Raw genomic sequence first — 13080 nt, forward strand, 5'->3', positions numbered from 1 at the left:
GACTAGGAAACAAAGCCCATATACTTTCCTAGTCAACAAATGGGTCCGACATGAACGAAGCAGCATCCGTATCCTCCCTCGAAACCCACCTGGGCTATTGGCTCCGGGCGGTGTCGAACAATGTCTCGCAGGGTTTTGCGCGCAAGCTCGAGGACGAGGGGGTGACGGTCGCGGAGTGGGTGTTCATGCGGATGCTCTTCGACTTCGAGACGGTCTCGCCGTCCGCGCTTGCCGAAGCGATGGGGATGACGAGGGGGGCGATCTCGAAGCTTGCCGACCGGCTCATCGCCAAGGATCTGGTCGAGCGCGGCGCGAGCCTTGCGGACAAGCGCACCCAGACGCTCGCCCTGAAGCCTGCGGGCCGCGCTCGGGTGCCGATGCTGGCAGCACTCGCCGACCGCAACGACACGGAATTCTTCGGCGTGCTCGAAGTGGAGGAGCGCGGCGAACTCGACAGGCTCCTGAGGAAGATCGTCGCCGGGCGGGGGCTGGCGGTGGTTACGACCGACTAGGTCCTGACCCTGGATCGCGCCGCCGCACGAAGTAACGACAACACACACCGACAAAGGAGTGCGCCATGGACGCGCATCTGGACATGATTGCCCAAAAATGCCTCTCGGCCTCCTATGCCGGCACGATGGCCTTTCCCGGGATCGTCGACACGCTGATGGCCGCCGGCTTCGAGGGATATCTCGTCGACTACCGGTGCGCCACCACCACCTACTATCTCCCCGATGGCGACAGCGTCGTCCTCGGCAACGAGCCCTCCGACGGCAAGGTCGCCGCCAGGTTCAACGCAGCCGGCCTCGAGGCGGAGGTGCGGCGGGCGCAGGCGAACGGGCCCGACTACACCTACAGGGGCTTCTGCCAGAACGCGAAGGCACACGGCTGCGCCGGCTACATCGTCTCCTTCTTCGGCCGCCGCGTCGTCTATTTCGGCCGGACGGCCGAGACCCATGTCGAGCATTTTCCGGACCGGTAGGACCGGTGCGGGGCGGGCTTTCGAGCTGCCCCGGCCTCGGCACCGCAGATTGCGGTGCGGGATGCATTACTGTCGCTGGACTGATAGAGTGGCCGTCTCGGCGTGGGGAACCGGCGTTGCACCGTGCTGCCCGTGGCCGCTGGAGGAGAGCCATGTCCTGTGTCGTGTCCCGTGCCCTGCGCGTGCTTTTCATCATCCTCGTTCTTCCCGCAACCGCGCTGGCGCAGGACCTGCCGTCCTGGAACGACGGTGCGCGGCGGCAGGCGATCGTCGATTTCGTGACGCGCGTCACCACCGAGGGCGGTCCCGACTACGTGGCGCAGGCCGAGCGCATCGCGGTATTCGACAATGACGGCACGCTGTGGTCGGAGCAGCCGTTCTATTTCCAGCTCGGCTTCATCATCGACCGCGTCAAGGCGCTGGCGCCGGAGCATCCCGAATGGCAGGAGAAGGAGCCGTTCCGCTCGATCCTCGCCGGCGACCTCGCAGCCATCGCCGACAGCGGCCAGAAGGGCCTCGTCGAGCTTGCGATGGTCACCCATGCCGGCATGACGACAGAGGCCTTCGAGACGATCGTCACCAACTGGTTTGCCACCGCCCGCCATCCGAAGACCGGCAAGCTCTATGACGAGATGACCTTCGTGCCGATGATCGAGCTGCTCGATTACCTGCGCGCCAACGGCTTCAAGACCTATATCGTCTCCGGCGGCGGCATCGAGTTCATGCGGCCGATGACGGAGGGCGCCTACGGGGTTCCGCCCGAACAGGTGGTCGGCAGTTCGATCGTGACGGAGTACAGGGTCGTCGATGACAAGCCGGTGCTGGAGCGGCTGCCGAAGATCGACTTCATAGACGACGGCCCGGGCAAGCCGGTCGGCATCAACACCTTCATCGGCCGGCGCCCGATCTTCGCCGCCGGCAATTCGGACGGCGACTACGAGATGCTGCGCTGGGTGACGAGCGGCAATCACCCCTCGCTCGGCATCATCGTCCACCACACCGACGCCGTCCGCGAATATGCCTACGACCGGGAATCGCATTTCGGCAGGCTGGACAAGGCGCTGGACGAGGCCGGCGAACGCGGCTGGCAGGTGGTCGACATGAAGGAAGACTGGAAGAAGATCTACCCCTTCGACCCGTGATGCGGCCGCGGGGAGGGCTGCAGGCGCCACGCACCGTGACACTATGAATCCGGATGACGCGGCCCTTGCGCACCGATGGGGCAGGGGCGCCGGCGGCGGTCCCCGGCCTGCCTCAGCGCAGTGCCCGGTGCCAGCCCGCGGCCACCGCCTGCTCCTCGCTGCAGAACCAGCGCTCGCCGTCGGCCGGGTGGATGCGGATCGCGCCGTAGCGATCCTGTCCGGGCAGGTAGTAGGCGCGGGTGCCGTCGACCAGGTCGATATTGCCCTTGATCTGGCAATCGGCCACGGCTGCGCCGAAGGCGGCGACCAGCCCGGCGCCGCTCAGCATGTCGAAGATGAAGAACACGAGCCCGACACAGATCAGGCCCGGAATGGCTGACACAAGCGGCAGGCCGCGACGTTGGTCGCCCTGCCTATGCTCGGCAAATTTCGGGTGCATCATACGCCCTCCAGCATGGCGCCATGATCGCCCCCCGCCTATTGCCGCCGGCTTAAGAAACGCGCTTATTGCAGAATAAAAGGATATTCTAAAATTTTAACGATCGGTTAGCGCGGGCCGGGATTGCGGGCCTTCTGCGGGGGGGCGCCTGTCGTCAATTCGCTGCAAGGCCGCCGATCGGAATGATCTCGGGCGCGCCCGGATGCCAGTCCCCGCCCTGCCAGTCGCCCGCCCAGCGCTGGACCGTCAGCCCGCTTTCGGCAAGGAGGGCCTCGATCCGGTCCCTGTCTGAAAACAGGATCTGCGATGTCGCCGAAAGCTGCCGCCCGTCGGCTGTGACCAGATAGTGCGTCTCGTAGGTGACGATGCCGGTCGCGGGATCGTGCGCCGCGTCGTTCCAGGCCGTCACCGGTCCGAGCCGGTCGTGGACGAGGTCGCGCTCCGAGGCCTGCGGCACCCATTCCTCCCATTCGCGGACGGCGGGGTTGCGGCTGTCGAAGACGAAGCGGCCGGAAGGCGACAGATGGGCGGCGATGGTGGCGAGCACGGCGCGCTGGTCGGCCTCCGTCAGGAAGACCTGGAAGGCGTGGCCGGTCATGACGATCAGGTCAAAGGTCTCGCCGAGGCGGATCGCGCGCGCGTCGCCCTCGATGAAGCACACGGCCGCAGCGCCCGGCTTGGCGCGGGCGATGTCGAGCATGGCCGCGGCCGGATCGACGCCTGCCACGCGGCGCCCGCCGGCAAGCGAGACCGCCAGTTCGCCGGTGCCGCAGCCGAGATCCAGCACCGACCCGGCATCGGCGGCAAGGGCGCGGCAGGTGTCGAGGTCTGCGCCCCAGCCGTTCTCCAGGTCGTAGAAGCCGGCAAGGTCGACGTCGTCGAAGAGGCGATCGAAGGCGGGCATGTGATGTCTCCACTTCTCCGATCTCTCGTCAGCGCCCGGCCTTCGTTCAGGCCTTGGGCGCGGCGTCCAGGACCCGTTCGCAGTGCGAGGGGCCGCCCTTCGGGTCCTTGCGGTCGATCACGGTGCGGATCTTGCGGATCCGGTAATCCTCGCTGACGGCGAGTTCGACCTGGCAGGCCCTGCGGTTGATGTAGCCGCCGCGCCAGGCATAGAGGGTCATGCCGCTCGCGCCGGCGATGTCGTTGATCGGCGGGCCGTAGGCGGCGAAGAACTCGCCGGCGGTGCGGCCGACCCAGCGGCTCTCGAGCGGCGTGGTCGGCGCTGACGGCGCAACGGAGGTGCAACCGGTGACGGCAAGCGCGAGGCCTGCCAGGAGGGCGAAGCGGAAGGTCATGGCCAAATCCTTTGGCGTTGTGCGGGCGTTGTGCGGGCGAAGCTCTTGGGAGCGCGATCCGTGCTCTAGCGCAGGCCATGGCTCCAGGGGAATCGCTTCTTGCCCCGCCGCCGCTTGTCCACCTCACCGCGCCTTGAAGTTCGGCCGAATTGCAACACTTTCGCGATGGGTTGCGAGGGGGGCACGACGGCAGGCGGCCGCCCGCGCAGGTTGCCGGCGCTTGCCTCGGCGGCGCGGCCCCGGTATCCATGACGCCATGACACTCGAATCCGTCCGCAAGTTCTTTCAGGCGCATGCGCCCGAGATCGAAATCCTCCAGACCGAGGAAAGCTCGGCCACCGTGGCGCTCGCCGCCGCCGCGCATGGCGTCGCGCCCGGGCAGATCGCCAAGACGATCTGCCTGCGCGTCGGCGAGGAGACGATGCTGATCGTCGCCAGCGGCACCGCCCGCCTCGACAATCGCAAGTTCAAGGATCGCTTCGGCGGCAAGGCGCGCATGCTCGATGCCGAGCAGGTGGTGGACGTCACCAGCCACCCCGTGGGCGGCGTCTGCCCCTTCGGCCTTCCCTCCGAGATCCCGATCTATTGCGACGTCTCGCTGAAGCCGTTCGACGAGGTCGTGCCCGCCGCCGGCGCCACCAATGCCGCCGTCCGCATCCCCACCGAGAAGATGGTCCAGCTTGTCGGCGGCACCTGGGTCGACGTCTGCCAGTGACGTGATCGGCCGGACGCAATCATCCGAAACGACAGGTGACGTAGTACCGGATCGCGATGACAGGTACCCTTCGGTTCTATGGGACGCATCGTCGAGACTTGCTATATCCCATTTATAGACGACACCGGCGCAACGACCCCGCACTCTTCCATGTTAGGCTGATCCCATGGCCGACGGCAGCAGCGACGACTTCTTCCGCAATCTCCCGAGTTTCTCGGATTTCGAGGACGTGGCGGACGCGCGCAACTATCATCCGCTGCCGGACGGCTGGGTGCTGGTGCTGGCCGACATCGTCGATTCCACCGGAGCGATCGAGGCCGGCCGCTACAAGGCCGTCAACATGGCCGGCGCCAGCGTTATTTCCGGCGTCCTGAACGCGACCGGCCGCCACGACCTGCCCTATGCCTTCGGCGGCGACGGGGCGATGGTCGCGGTTCCGCCGTCGCTGGCCGGCGCCGCAAGGAGCGGGTTGTCGGCCGTCCAGCGCTGGTCGCTGGAGGAGCTCGGCTTCGTCATGCGCGGTGCGGTCGTGCCGGTCGCCGCGATCCGGGATGCGGGGCAGGAGGTGCTGGTGGCGCGCTATGCGGCGAGCGACCTCGTCTCCTACGCCATGTTCGCCGGCGGCGGCGCGGCCTGGGCGGAACGGCGCATGAAGGCGGGGCTGGAAACCAATCCGATGGCGCCGCCCGGAACCCGCCCCGAACTCGTCGGCCTTTCCTGCCGCTGGAACCCGATTTCCGCCCGCAACGGCGAGATCGTCTCGATCATCGCCGTTCCCGCCGAAGGGGCCTCCGAGGAGGCCTTCCGGGCCCTGATCGCCGACGTCGTCGCACTCGCCGCCAGCCAGACGCGCGGCGGCCGGCCGCTGGACGTCGAAGGCCTCGAACTCGGCATCAGCCGCGCCTCGCTGGACATGGAGGCGCGGGCGGCCGTGCCGCCGGGACGGCGCTGGCGGCGCAAGCTCTTCATCGCCCTGCAATATGTGCTGATGCGGGTGCTGACCCTGTTCGGTCTCACCCTCGGCCGCTTCGACCCGCGCCGCTACCGCGACGATATCGTCGCCAATTCCGATTTCCGCAAGTTCGACGACGGCCTGAAGATGACGCTCGATCTCGAGCCGCAGCGGATCGAGGCCATCGAGGCGCGGCTGGAGGAGGCGCGTCTCGCCGGCCTTTGCCATTTCGGCCTGCACCGGCAGGCGTCCGCGCTGATGACCTGCGTCGTGCCCACCCCGCTCGCGCGCGACCACGTCCATTTCATCGACGGTGCGGCCGGCGGCTATGCGCTCGCCGCAAGCCGGCTGAAGAGCGCGATGCGCCCGGGCGCCACCGCCGCCTGAAGCACGCCGCGCCACGCGCCCGTCCGCTCACCCTGCCGCGAAAAAAGGCGTCCGCCGCCGCGACCGGGCGCGATCTTGCCAATATCCGCACGCATTCTGCGGAAGGTCGCCCGAATTCGGGATCCGGATTCGGGGCCGCTGCCAGGGAGCGACCGGCGCGGGCCAGCCGCTCAGGCGTGCCGCAACCGACCGCAGGCCGGGCCGGAGGAGGAGGAGGGACGCATGCGACTGGTACGCCCTGTTCTCGTGTTCGTCGTCGTGGTGGGCGGCACCATGGCGTCCGGTGGCCCGCGGCTCGCCCGGGCGCACAGCTTCTACGACCTGGAATGCTGTTCCAACCGCGATTGCATGCCCGTTCCCGACGAGGAGATCCTGGCGACCAAGGAGGGTTGGCTGGTGCGCACCACCGGCGAGGTCATCGGCTATGACAGTTGGCCAATCAAGCACTCTCCCGACGGCCGCTTCCATCGCTGCGCCGGCCTCGGCAATTTCGGGCCCAAGGGCCGGACGCAGTGCCTTTATGTGCCCGATTTCGGCCAATGATCGCCGACGGGCGATTGACGGACAGCACGACTGCTCCACCTCTTCAAGATAAAGAGGATCACGCCATGTCACCTGAACTGCCGATGTTTCTCATGCAATGCGCCGCCCTGCTGCTGCTCGCAGGCGCCTTCTGCATCCGCGGGGCGGGCGACTAGGTCCGTCTGGCCATGCCGAAAACGAAAAAAGCCCGCTTCCGCGGGCTTTTCGAGCTGGTCGGAGTGGAGTGATTCGAACACTCGACCCCCTCGTCCCGAACGAGGTGCGCTACCAGGCTGCGCTACACTCCGTGACCAGCGGCGTCCGTATAGAACAGGGTTTCGGTTTCGACAAGCGGAAAAAATCAAAAAAATTCACGCATGCCGCCCGCCGGGCAGGCCGGTGCCCGGGCTGGCCCGGAGGCAATCCGCGCGGCCGGGTGCGGATGCGATGCGGGCGGGGCGGAACTTCCGCCGGGCGTGCGCGTTCGTCGGGGATGCAGGCGATCCTCGATGACATCTTCGCGACGACCGAGCTGCCGCTGGCGGTGATCTTCGCCCGGCTGACCGGCGCCGTCCTGCTCGGCGCCCTGATCGGCTTCGAGCGCGAGACGCGCAACCACCCCGCCGGCCTGCGCACGCACATCCTCGTCAGCCTCGCCGCCGCGGTCATCGCCGTCATCTCCGTCGAGATGGTGCACCTGCATCACCTCGACGACCAGCAGGTGCGCATCGACCCCTTGCGGGTCGTCGAGGCGGTGACCTCGGGGGTCGCTTTTCTCGCCGCCGGCATGATCATCTTCTCGCAAGGCAAGGTCAGGAACCTGACCACCGGGGCCGGAATGTGGCTTTCCGGCGGCGTCGGCCTGTCGGTCGGGCTCGGGTACTGGGCGATTGCCGCCTTCTCAACCCTTGCCTGTCTCGTGGTTCTTAATATACTTGGGCGGTTGGTAACGGACAGCGCGGGGGCGCAGGAAGGGGCAGGGGACGAAGCCGGCACGCAACCGGCGGCAGGGGAGCCCATTTCCGGGGCAGACGAGGCAAAACGGGTTTAGCCGTGCCGAATTGAACGACATGGTAGAATTTTGCTTTAGATGTCTCTAAAATGCCCTTTTGCCGCCATTTTGTACTATTGATTTGTGAATAATACCGATCGTATATCGTCTTTACTCTGAGACGACACACCTGCCTTTGTCGCGGGCCGCCCTGACGGACCGGCGTGGCAGGTTTTTCGTGTTTTGATGTCGATGCCGACCATCGGTGGAAAGAGGGCAAAACGTGGCAATTCATGCTGACACTGCCGGTGCGGACGAACTTCGCGCCGCACTGAAGGAGAGCGCCCAGGCGTTTCTCGCGATGGGGCTGTTCAGCTTCTTCGTCAATCTTCTGGTCCTGACCGGGCCGCTGTTCATGCTCCAGATCTACGATCGCGTGCTCGCCTCGCGGTCCGAGGCGACGCTGGTGGCGCTGACCGGCCTGATCGTCGGCCTCTTTGCCATCATGGGCGTGCTCGACCATATCCGCGCCCGCCTTGCAGCCCGCGTCGGCGCGAAGTTCCAGGCGAAGTTCGACAAGCGCGTGTTCAACGCCGTGCTCGACCGCACCGGGCTGAACGCCCGCGGCATTTCCACGCTGACCGGCATGCGCGACCTCGACGCCATCCAGAAGGTGCTGTCGTCGCCGGCGGTCTTCACCGTCTTCGACATTCCCTGGACGCCGTTCTTCCTCTTCGTCATCTTCATGTTCCATCCGTGGATGGGCATCCTCGGCATTGCCGGCGGCCTGGTCCTGGTGGCGCTCACCTGGCTGAACCAGAACGGCACCAAGGGCGATCAGGAACGCGCCATGGTGGCTGGCCGCCAGAGCGACGAGATGACCCAGACGCTGCAGAAGGAGAGCGACACCGTTCGCGCGCTCGGCATGCGCCGCTCGGTCGCCGCCCGCTGGCAGGTGCTGCGCGACCGCGCGCTCGAGGCCAATATCCGCTACAGCGACAGCAACGGCTTCTACGCCATCTCGTCCAAGACCTTCCGCGTCTTCCTGCAGTCGGCGATCCTGGCGCTCGGCGCCTATCTCGTGCTGCAGAACGAGATCTCGGCCGGCGCCATGATCGCAAGCTCGATCATCATCGGCCGCGCGCTCGCCCCGATCGAGGGCGCCATCGGCCAGTGGTCGCTGGTCCAGCGCGCCTTCCAGGGCTGGCGGCAGCTGTCGGAGCTTCTGTCCAAGGTGCCGGAAGAGGAGAGCCGCACGGCCCTGCCCAAGCCGCGCGCGATCCTCGAGGTCAACCAGGTCACCGCCATCCCGCCGGGCGAGAAGGTCGCCACCCTGCGCATGCTGAGCTTCGAGCTCGCCCCCGGCCAGGCGCTCGGCGTCATCGGCCAGAGCGCCTCGGGCAAGTCGACGCTGGCCCGCATCCTCACCGGCATCTGGCCGCCGGCCGGCGGCAATGCCCGCCTCGATGGCGCCTCGCTCGAGCAGTACGGCTTCGACGGGCTCGCCGACCACGTCGGCTACCTGCCGCAGGACGTCGTGCTCTTCGAAGGCACGGTCGCCGAGAACATCGCCCGCATGCAGGTCAATCCGGATGCGGAGAAGGTCGTGACGGCGGCCAAGAAGGCCGGCGCCCATGACATGATCCTGCGCCTGCCGGATGGCTACGACACCCGCCTGCCGCCCAATGGCGGACGCCTCTCGGGCGGCCAGAAGCAGCGCGTCGGCCTCGCCCGCGCGCTCTTCGGCGATCCCGTGCTGGTCGTGCTCGACGAGCCGAACTCCAACCTCGACGCCGAGGGCTCGATGGCGCTGAACCTCGCCATCCGCAATCTCAAGGCCGAGGGCAAGTCCGTCGTCATCATGGCGCACCGGCCGGCTGCGATCGAGGAATGCGACCTCATTCTCATCCTCGAGAACGGCCAGCGCCTCGCCTTCGGCCCGCGCGACGAAGTGCTGCGCGCGCACCTGCGCAACCATGCCCAGGTCGTCCCGGGCACCGGCACCGGCGGCAGCAACAAGTAGGACGCCTGACGGCACCAGACGGAACAGGATATGAGTACCATGAACAAGACCTGGAGCGGGCGCAACTACGCTCTCATCGGCTACACCACCGTCTTCGTACTGCTGGGCGGCATGGCGGCATGGGCAGCCTTCACCCGGATCAACGGCGCGGTCGTGGCCAGCGGCATCATCGAGGTGGCGAGCAACCGCCAGGTCGTGCAGCACCTCACCGGCGGCGTCGTCGGCAAGATCAACGTGCACGAAGGCGACCGGGTCAATGCCGGCGACGTGCTGATGCGCCTCGACGACACCTTCGACCAGTCGGAACTCGCAGTCATCGAAAGCCAGCTCTACAGCCTGATGGGCACTGCCGCCCGCCTGATCGCCGAGCAGGACGAGAAGGACGAGATCCGCTTCGATCCGGAAATGGTCGAGCGTGCCAAGACCGATCCGGAAGTGGCCGAGATCATCGACGGCCAGACCCGCCTGATGAAGGCCCGCCGCGAGACCCGCGACAAGCAGATCGGCCAGTTGACCGAGCGCAAGAACCAGATCGCCAAGCAGAACGAGGGTCTCGACAGCCGTATCGCAGCCCTGGATACCCAGCTCGGGCTGATCAGCCAGGAACTGGAAGCGCAGAACAAGCTCCTGAAGCAGTCGCTGACGAACGCCAGCCGCGTGCTGCAGTTGCAGCGCGAGGAGGCCGAGATCTCCGGCACGATCAGCCAGGCCAAGTCGAGCATCGCCGAGAACGCCGGCAAGGTCGCCGAGATCGAGCTTGCGGTCCTCAACATCGATTCCGACATGCGCGAGGAGGCGACGACGTCGCTGCGCGAGATCGAGGCCAAGATCGCCGAACTGAAGGAAAACCGCACCGCCAAGCACGAGACGCTGAGCCGCATGGACATCACCGCCCCGGTCCCGGGCGTGGTGCTCGGAATGCAGGTGCATGCGCTGCGCTCGGTCATCAAGCCGGCCGATGCGTTGATGTTCATCATCCCGCAGGAAAATGACCTCGTCATCAAGACGCAGATCTCGCCGACCCAGATCGACCAGGTCCATGTCGGCCAGGTGGCCCACATCCGCTTCGGCGCCTTCGACCACCGCTCGACGCCGGAGATCTTCGGCCACGTCACCAAGGTGGCCGCCGACGTGCTGCAGGACCAGCGCACGGGTGCGACCTACTACCAGGCGGAGATCAAGCCGGATGCCGGCGAGATGCTGAAGCTCGGCGAGGACAAGCACGTCATGCCCGGCATGCCGGTCGAAACCTTCATCCAGACCTCCGAGCGCTCGCCGCTGGAGTATCTGGTCAAGCCGCTTGCCGATTATTTCGCCAAGGCCTTCCGCGAACGATAGTTTCTGTCGCCGGAGGGCGGCTGGAAGCAAGTTTGTGAGATTTGCGATTGAAACCTCCGTCCCGCAGGCGTACTGCGGGGCGGATTTTTCGTTTTGGAGACTGTCGTGAAAGCCATCGCATCCCTTTCCGCCTTCGTCGGAAAGACATTCGCCCTCTGGGTCATCCTCTTCGCCATCCTCGGTTTCGTCCTCCCCGACACGTTCAAGCAACTGACGCCCTACATCGTCACGCTGCTCGGCATCATCATGTTCGGCATGGGCCTGACCCTGTCGCTCGACGATTTCCGCGAGGTGGCCCGGCGCCCGATCGAAGTCGGCATCGGCGTCGTCTCGCAGTTCGTCATCATGCCGGCCATCGCCGTGATCCTGACGATGCTGATCCCGATGTCGCCGGAAGTGGCTGCCGGCGTCATCCTCGTCGGCTGCTGCCCCGGCGGCACGTCCAGCAACGTCATGACCTATCTTTCGAAGGGCGACGTAGCACTCAGCGTCGCCTGCACCAGCGTCACCACGCTGGCGGCCCCGATCGTGACGCCGTTCCTCGTCTGGCTGTTTGCCAGCCAGTATCTGCCGGTGGACGCCATGGCGATGCTGATCAGCATCATCAAGGTCGTGTTGCTGCCGCTGGCGCTGGGCTTTGCCCTGCAGAAGCTGGTGCCGGGCATCGTCACCAAGGCGGTCCCGGCGCTGCCGCTCGTCAGCGTCGCCGGCATCGTCCTGATCGTCGCCGCCGTCGTCGGCGCCAGCAAGGCCGCCATCGCCAGCACCGGCCTGCTGATCTTCCTCGTCGTCGTCCTGCACAACGGCATCGGCTATATGCTGGGCTATCTCGCCGCGAAGGCGGCTGGACTTTCGGTTGCCAAGCGCAAGGCGATCGCGATCGAGGTCGGCATGCAGAACAGCGGCCTGGGAGCGGCCCTGGCGAACGCGCATTTCTCTCCGGTCGCAGCCGTCCCGAGCGCCATCTTCAGCGTCTGGCACAACATCTCCGGCGCACTGATCGCCAATTACTTCGCCCGCGTGCCGAACGAGGAGACCGCCGACGAGGCCCTGGCCACGCGCTGACGGCGCAGGCCCTGCACAGGACATGACAAGCGGCCCCCGCGCACAAGAAGGCGCGGGGGCCGTTCCGTTTATACCGGCGGCAGGGCAAACGCGGGGCGCCAGGGACCAGTCGGGGCACCAAGGAACAAAGGGCCCGGTCGCTCGTTCTCTCCCCAGCGTTTTTGCAAAGGGAGAACAATATGCTTCGGGCATTGCTTCTGTGGTTGATGGGCGTTCCGCTCTTCGTCGTGCTTCTGATCTGGTATTTCTATTTCTGAGCCGACCACGGCGCCGGATCGCCAGAGCGTCCGGCGCCGTGCCCCTCAAGGGCGGCCACCGCCTGCGGTGACAGCTCCCGCACCAGCTTCCTCCTGAATGCCGCGGTGAAATCGCTGCCGCGCCTGACATCCATCACGAAAGCGCCTGCGCCGACGATCACGGACCTTTCGAAATAGGCGGCAAGGTCCGGCACGTCCTCCGATACCGTCAGGGCGTTGATGGTGACGCCCATCTTCTGCGCCCGCTGGCGCGCCGAGGGCAGCGACGCGACCTGCCGCCGTTTGGGTGCGATCGTCTCCCGGCCGTCGCCGGAGATGTTGATCAGCGTCCGGGCCGCGCAGAATTTCGGATCGGCCAGCATGTCCAGCGCGTTCCAGATCCCGCTGCCGATATCGGTATTGCCGTAGACCGTGCGCGGCGCCCGCTCGATCTCGCTGGCAAACGCCTCCAGCCCGATGCCACCCTGAACGACGTGCCAGCGCACCTTCTGCACCGCGAATTCGCCGTCGCCCCAGAAGATCGCCGAGAGCGCCACCGTGCCCGCCGCTGCCAGCGCATGGCCGACCTCGCCGGTGCGGAGCGCGGTCGCGATCCCGCTCGTCTGGAAGGCGAATTCGTCATCCGTGATGCTGCCGGATCCGTCGATGGCCAGCACCAGCGCCAGATCGACGCAAGGGGCCGCACCGGCGGCCGGTGCGGCCGTCATCCCCAATGCGACCATCATCCCCAGAAGTGTTCTGATCATACCCGAACCTCTGCCCCCGCGTTCAGCCTGGTAATACCAACCTGCACTGATATTGACCGAAAGCGCCCGGCCCTCCGGGTGGGCCGCCTGTCGGCTACCGGAAGCGTCGCAATCCTCGACCGATGCCGAGGCATCGCTCTGCGGTATGCTCCTTGCCGGATGACCGCAGGCGGTCCCACGCAAGCGGTCAATATCAGTGCAGGTTGGTATAAGGGTCCGACTA

General features: G+C 66.4%; 14 protein-coding genes and 1 tRNA gene. 10 read left to right on the forward strand and 5 right to left on the reverse strand.

Annotated features, from left to right (window positions below):
• The first annotated feature begins 50 nt into the window (after positions 1–50).
• The 3 genes from LQK81_RS02000 (at position 51) to LQK81_RS02010 (ending at position 2124) form a co-directional block, all read left to right on the forward strand.
• A complete protein-coding gene (locus tag LQK81_RS02000; protein WP_230802995.1) occupies positions 51–512 on the forward strand; it encodes a MarR family winged helix-turn-helix transcriptional regulator in 462 nt (153 codons plus the stop codon).
• A 65-nt stretch (positions 513–577) separates the two neighbouring features.
• Positions 578–982, forward strand: a complete 405-nt coding sequence (locus tag LQK81_RS02005; RefSeq protein ID WP_230802996.1) for a DUF1398 domain-containing protein — start codon at positions 578–580, stop codon at positions 980–982.
• Positions 983–1134: 152 nt separating this feature from the next.
• Positions 1135–2124, forward strand: a complete 990-nt coding sequence (locus tag LQK81_RS02010; RefSeq protein ID WP_230802997.1) for an HAD family hydrolase — start codon at positions 1135–1137, stop codon at positions 2122–2124.
• A 112-nt stretch (positions 2125–2236) separates the two neighbouring features.
• On the opposite strand, the gene LQK81_RS02015 is transcribed toward LQK81_RS02010, so the two are convergent.
• The 3 genes from LQK81_RS02015 to LQK81_RS02025 all read right to left on the reverse strand — a co-directional run bounded on the left by LQK81_RS02015 (position 2237) and on the right by LQK81_RS02025 (position 3861).
• Positions 2237–2563 (reverse strand): sunset domain-containing protein, encoded by a 327-nt coding sequence (locus tag LQK81_RS02015; RefSeq protein WP_230802998.1) that lies wholly within the window; start codon positions 2561–2563, stop codon positions 2237–2239.
• A gap of 154 nt (positions 2564–2717) precedes the next feature.
• The gene (locus tag LQK81_RS02020) at positions 2718–3467 is read right to left on the reverse strand and encodes a class I SAM-dependent DNA methyltransferase (RefSeq protein WP_230802999.1); all 750 of its coding nucleotides are present in this window, start codon (positions 3465–3467) and stop codon (positions 2718–2720) included.
• Between the two features lie 46 nt (positions 3468–3513).
• Positions 3514–3861 (reverse strand): hypothetical protein, encoded by a 348-nt coding sequence (locus LQK81_RS02025; protein ID WP_230803000.1) that lies wholly within the window; start codon positions 3859–3861, stop codon positions 3514–3516.
• Positions 3862–4117: 256 nt separating this feature from the next.
• Here LQK81_RS02025 and LQK81_RS02030 point away from each other — a divergent pair, with 256 nt between their 5' ends.
• The 3 genes from LQK81_RS02030 to LQK81_RS02040 all read left to right on the forward strand — a co-directional run bounded on the left by LQK81_RS02030 (position 4118) and on the right by LQK81_RS02040 (position 6458).
• Positions 4118–4576: a YbaK/EbsC family protein gene (locus LQK81_RS02030; protein WP_230803001.1), complete on the forward strand. Its 459-nt coding sequence runs from the start codon at positions 4118–4120 to the stop codon at positions 4574–4576.
• A gap of 166 nt (positions 4577–4742) precedes the next feature.
• Positions 4743–5915, forward strand: coding sequence for a DUF3095 domain-containing protein (locus LQK81_RS02035; RefSeq protein ID WP_230803002.1), 1173 nt, complete (start codon positions 4743–4745; stop codon positions 5913–5915).
• 222 nt (positions 5916–6137) lie between these two features.
• Positions 6138–6458 carry a hypothetical protein gene (locus LQK81_RS02040; protein ID WP_230803003.1) on the forward strand — a complete coding sequence of 107 codons (321 nt, stop codon included), beginning with the start codon at positions 6138–6140 and terminating at the stop codon, positions 6456–6458.
• A gap of 210 nt (positions 6459–6668) precedes the next feature.
• On the opposite strand, the gene LQK81_RS02045 is transcribed toward LQK81_RS02040, so the two are convergent.
• A tRNA-Pro gene (locus tag LQK81_RS02045) sits at positions 6669–6745 on the reverse strand.
• Between the two features lie 185 nt (positions 6746–6930).
• Between LQK81_RS02045 and LQK81_RS02050 the strand changes: the two genes are divergently transcribed.
• From LQK81_RS02050 to LQK81_RS02065, 4 genes are all read left to right on the forward strand, one after another.
• Positions 6931–7488, forward strand: coding sequence for an MgtC/SapB family protein (locus LQK81_RS02050; RefSeq protein ID WP_230803004.1), 558 nt, complete (start codon positions 6931–6933; stop codon positions 7486–7488).
• Between the two features lie 223 nt (positions 7489–7711).
• Complete coding sequence (locus LQK81_RS02055) at positions 7712–9451, forward strand: type I secretion system permease/ATPase (RefSeq protein WP_230803005.1); 1740 nt, start codon at positions 7712–7714, stop codon at positions 9449–9451.
• 30 nt (positions 9452–9481) lie between these two features.
• A complete protein-coding gene (locus tag LQK81_RS02060; protein ID WP_230803006.1) occupies positions 9482–10789 on the forward strand; it encodes an HlyD family type I secretion periplasmic adaptor subunit in 1308 nt (435 codons plus the stop codon).
• 105 nt (positions 10790–10894) lie between these two features.
• Entirely contained in the window at positions 10895–11854 is a 960-nt protein-coding gene (locus LQK81_RS02065) for a bile acid:sodium symporter family protein (RefSeq protein ID WP_230803007.1), read from the forward strand.
• 247 nt (positions 11855–12101) lie between these two features.
• Here the strand turns inward: LQK81_RS02065 and LQK81_RS02070 are convergent, their stop codons facing one another.
• The gene (locus LQK81_RS02070) at positions 12102–12857 is read right to left on the reverse strand and encodes a DUF1194 domain-containing protein (protein ID WP_230803008.1); all 756 of its coding nucleotides are present in this window, start codon (positions 12855–12857) and stop codon (positions 12102–12104) included.
• Positions 12858–13080: the final 223 nt, after the last annotated feature.

This window comes from Rhizobium sp. GN54 (assembly GCF_021026345.1).
GTDB lineage: Bacteria > Pseudomonadota > Alphaproteobacteria > Rhizobiales > Rhizobiaceae > Mycoplana.

Bases quoted from the DNA above. Each gene is read 5' to 3' on its own strand.
- LQK81_RS02000 (WP_230802995.1), top strand. From the start codon at position 51: ATGAACGAAGCAGCATCCGTATCCTCCCTCGAAACCCACCTGGGCTAT.
- LQK81_RS02005 (WP_230802996.1), top strand. From the start codon at position 578: ATGGACGCGCATCTGGACATGATTGCCCAAAAATGCCTCTCGGCCTCC.
- LQK81_RS02010 (WP_230802997.1), top strand. From the start codon at position 1,135: ATGTCCTGTGTCGTGTCCCGTGCCCTGCGCGTGCTTTTCATCATCCTC.
- LQK81_RS02015 (WP_230802998.1), bottom strand. From the start codon at position 2,563: ATGCACCCGAAATTTGCCGAGCATAGGCAGGGCGACCAACGTCGCGGC.
- LQK81_RS02020 (WP_230802999.1), bottom strand. From the start codon at position 3,467: ATGCCCGCCTTCGATCGCCTCTTCGACGACGTCGACCTTGCCGGCTTC.
- LQK81_RS02025 (WP_230803000.1), bottom strand. From the start codon at position 3,861: ATGACCTTCCGCTTCGCCCTCCTGGCAGGCCTCGCGCTTGCCGTCACC.
- LQK81_RS02030 (WP_230803001.1), top strand. From the start codon at position 4,118: ATGACACTCGAATCCGTCCGCAAGTTCTTTCAGGCGCATGCGCCCGAG.
- LQK81_RS02035 (WP_230803002.1), top strand. From the start codon at position 4,743: ATGGCCGACGGCAGCAGCGACGACTTCTTCCGCAATCTCCCGAGTTTC.
- LQK81_RS02040 (WP_230803003.1), top strand. From the start codon at position 6,138: ATGCGACTGGTACGCCCTGTTCTCGTGTTCGTCGTCGTGGTGGGCGGC.
- LQK81_RS02050 (WP_230803004.1), top strand. From the start codon at position 6,931: ATGCAGGCGATCCTCGATGACATCTTCGCGACGACCGAGCTGCCGCTG.
- LQK81_RS02060 (WP_230803006.1), top strand. From the start codon at position 9,482: ATGAGTACCATGAACAAGACCTGGAGCGGGCGCAACTACGCTCTCATC.
- LQK81_RS02070 (WP_230803008.1), bottom strand. From the start codon at position 12,857: ATGATCAGAACACTTCTGGGGATGATGGTCGCATTGGGGATGACGGCC.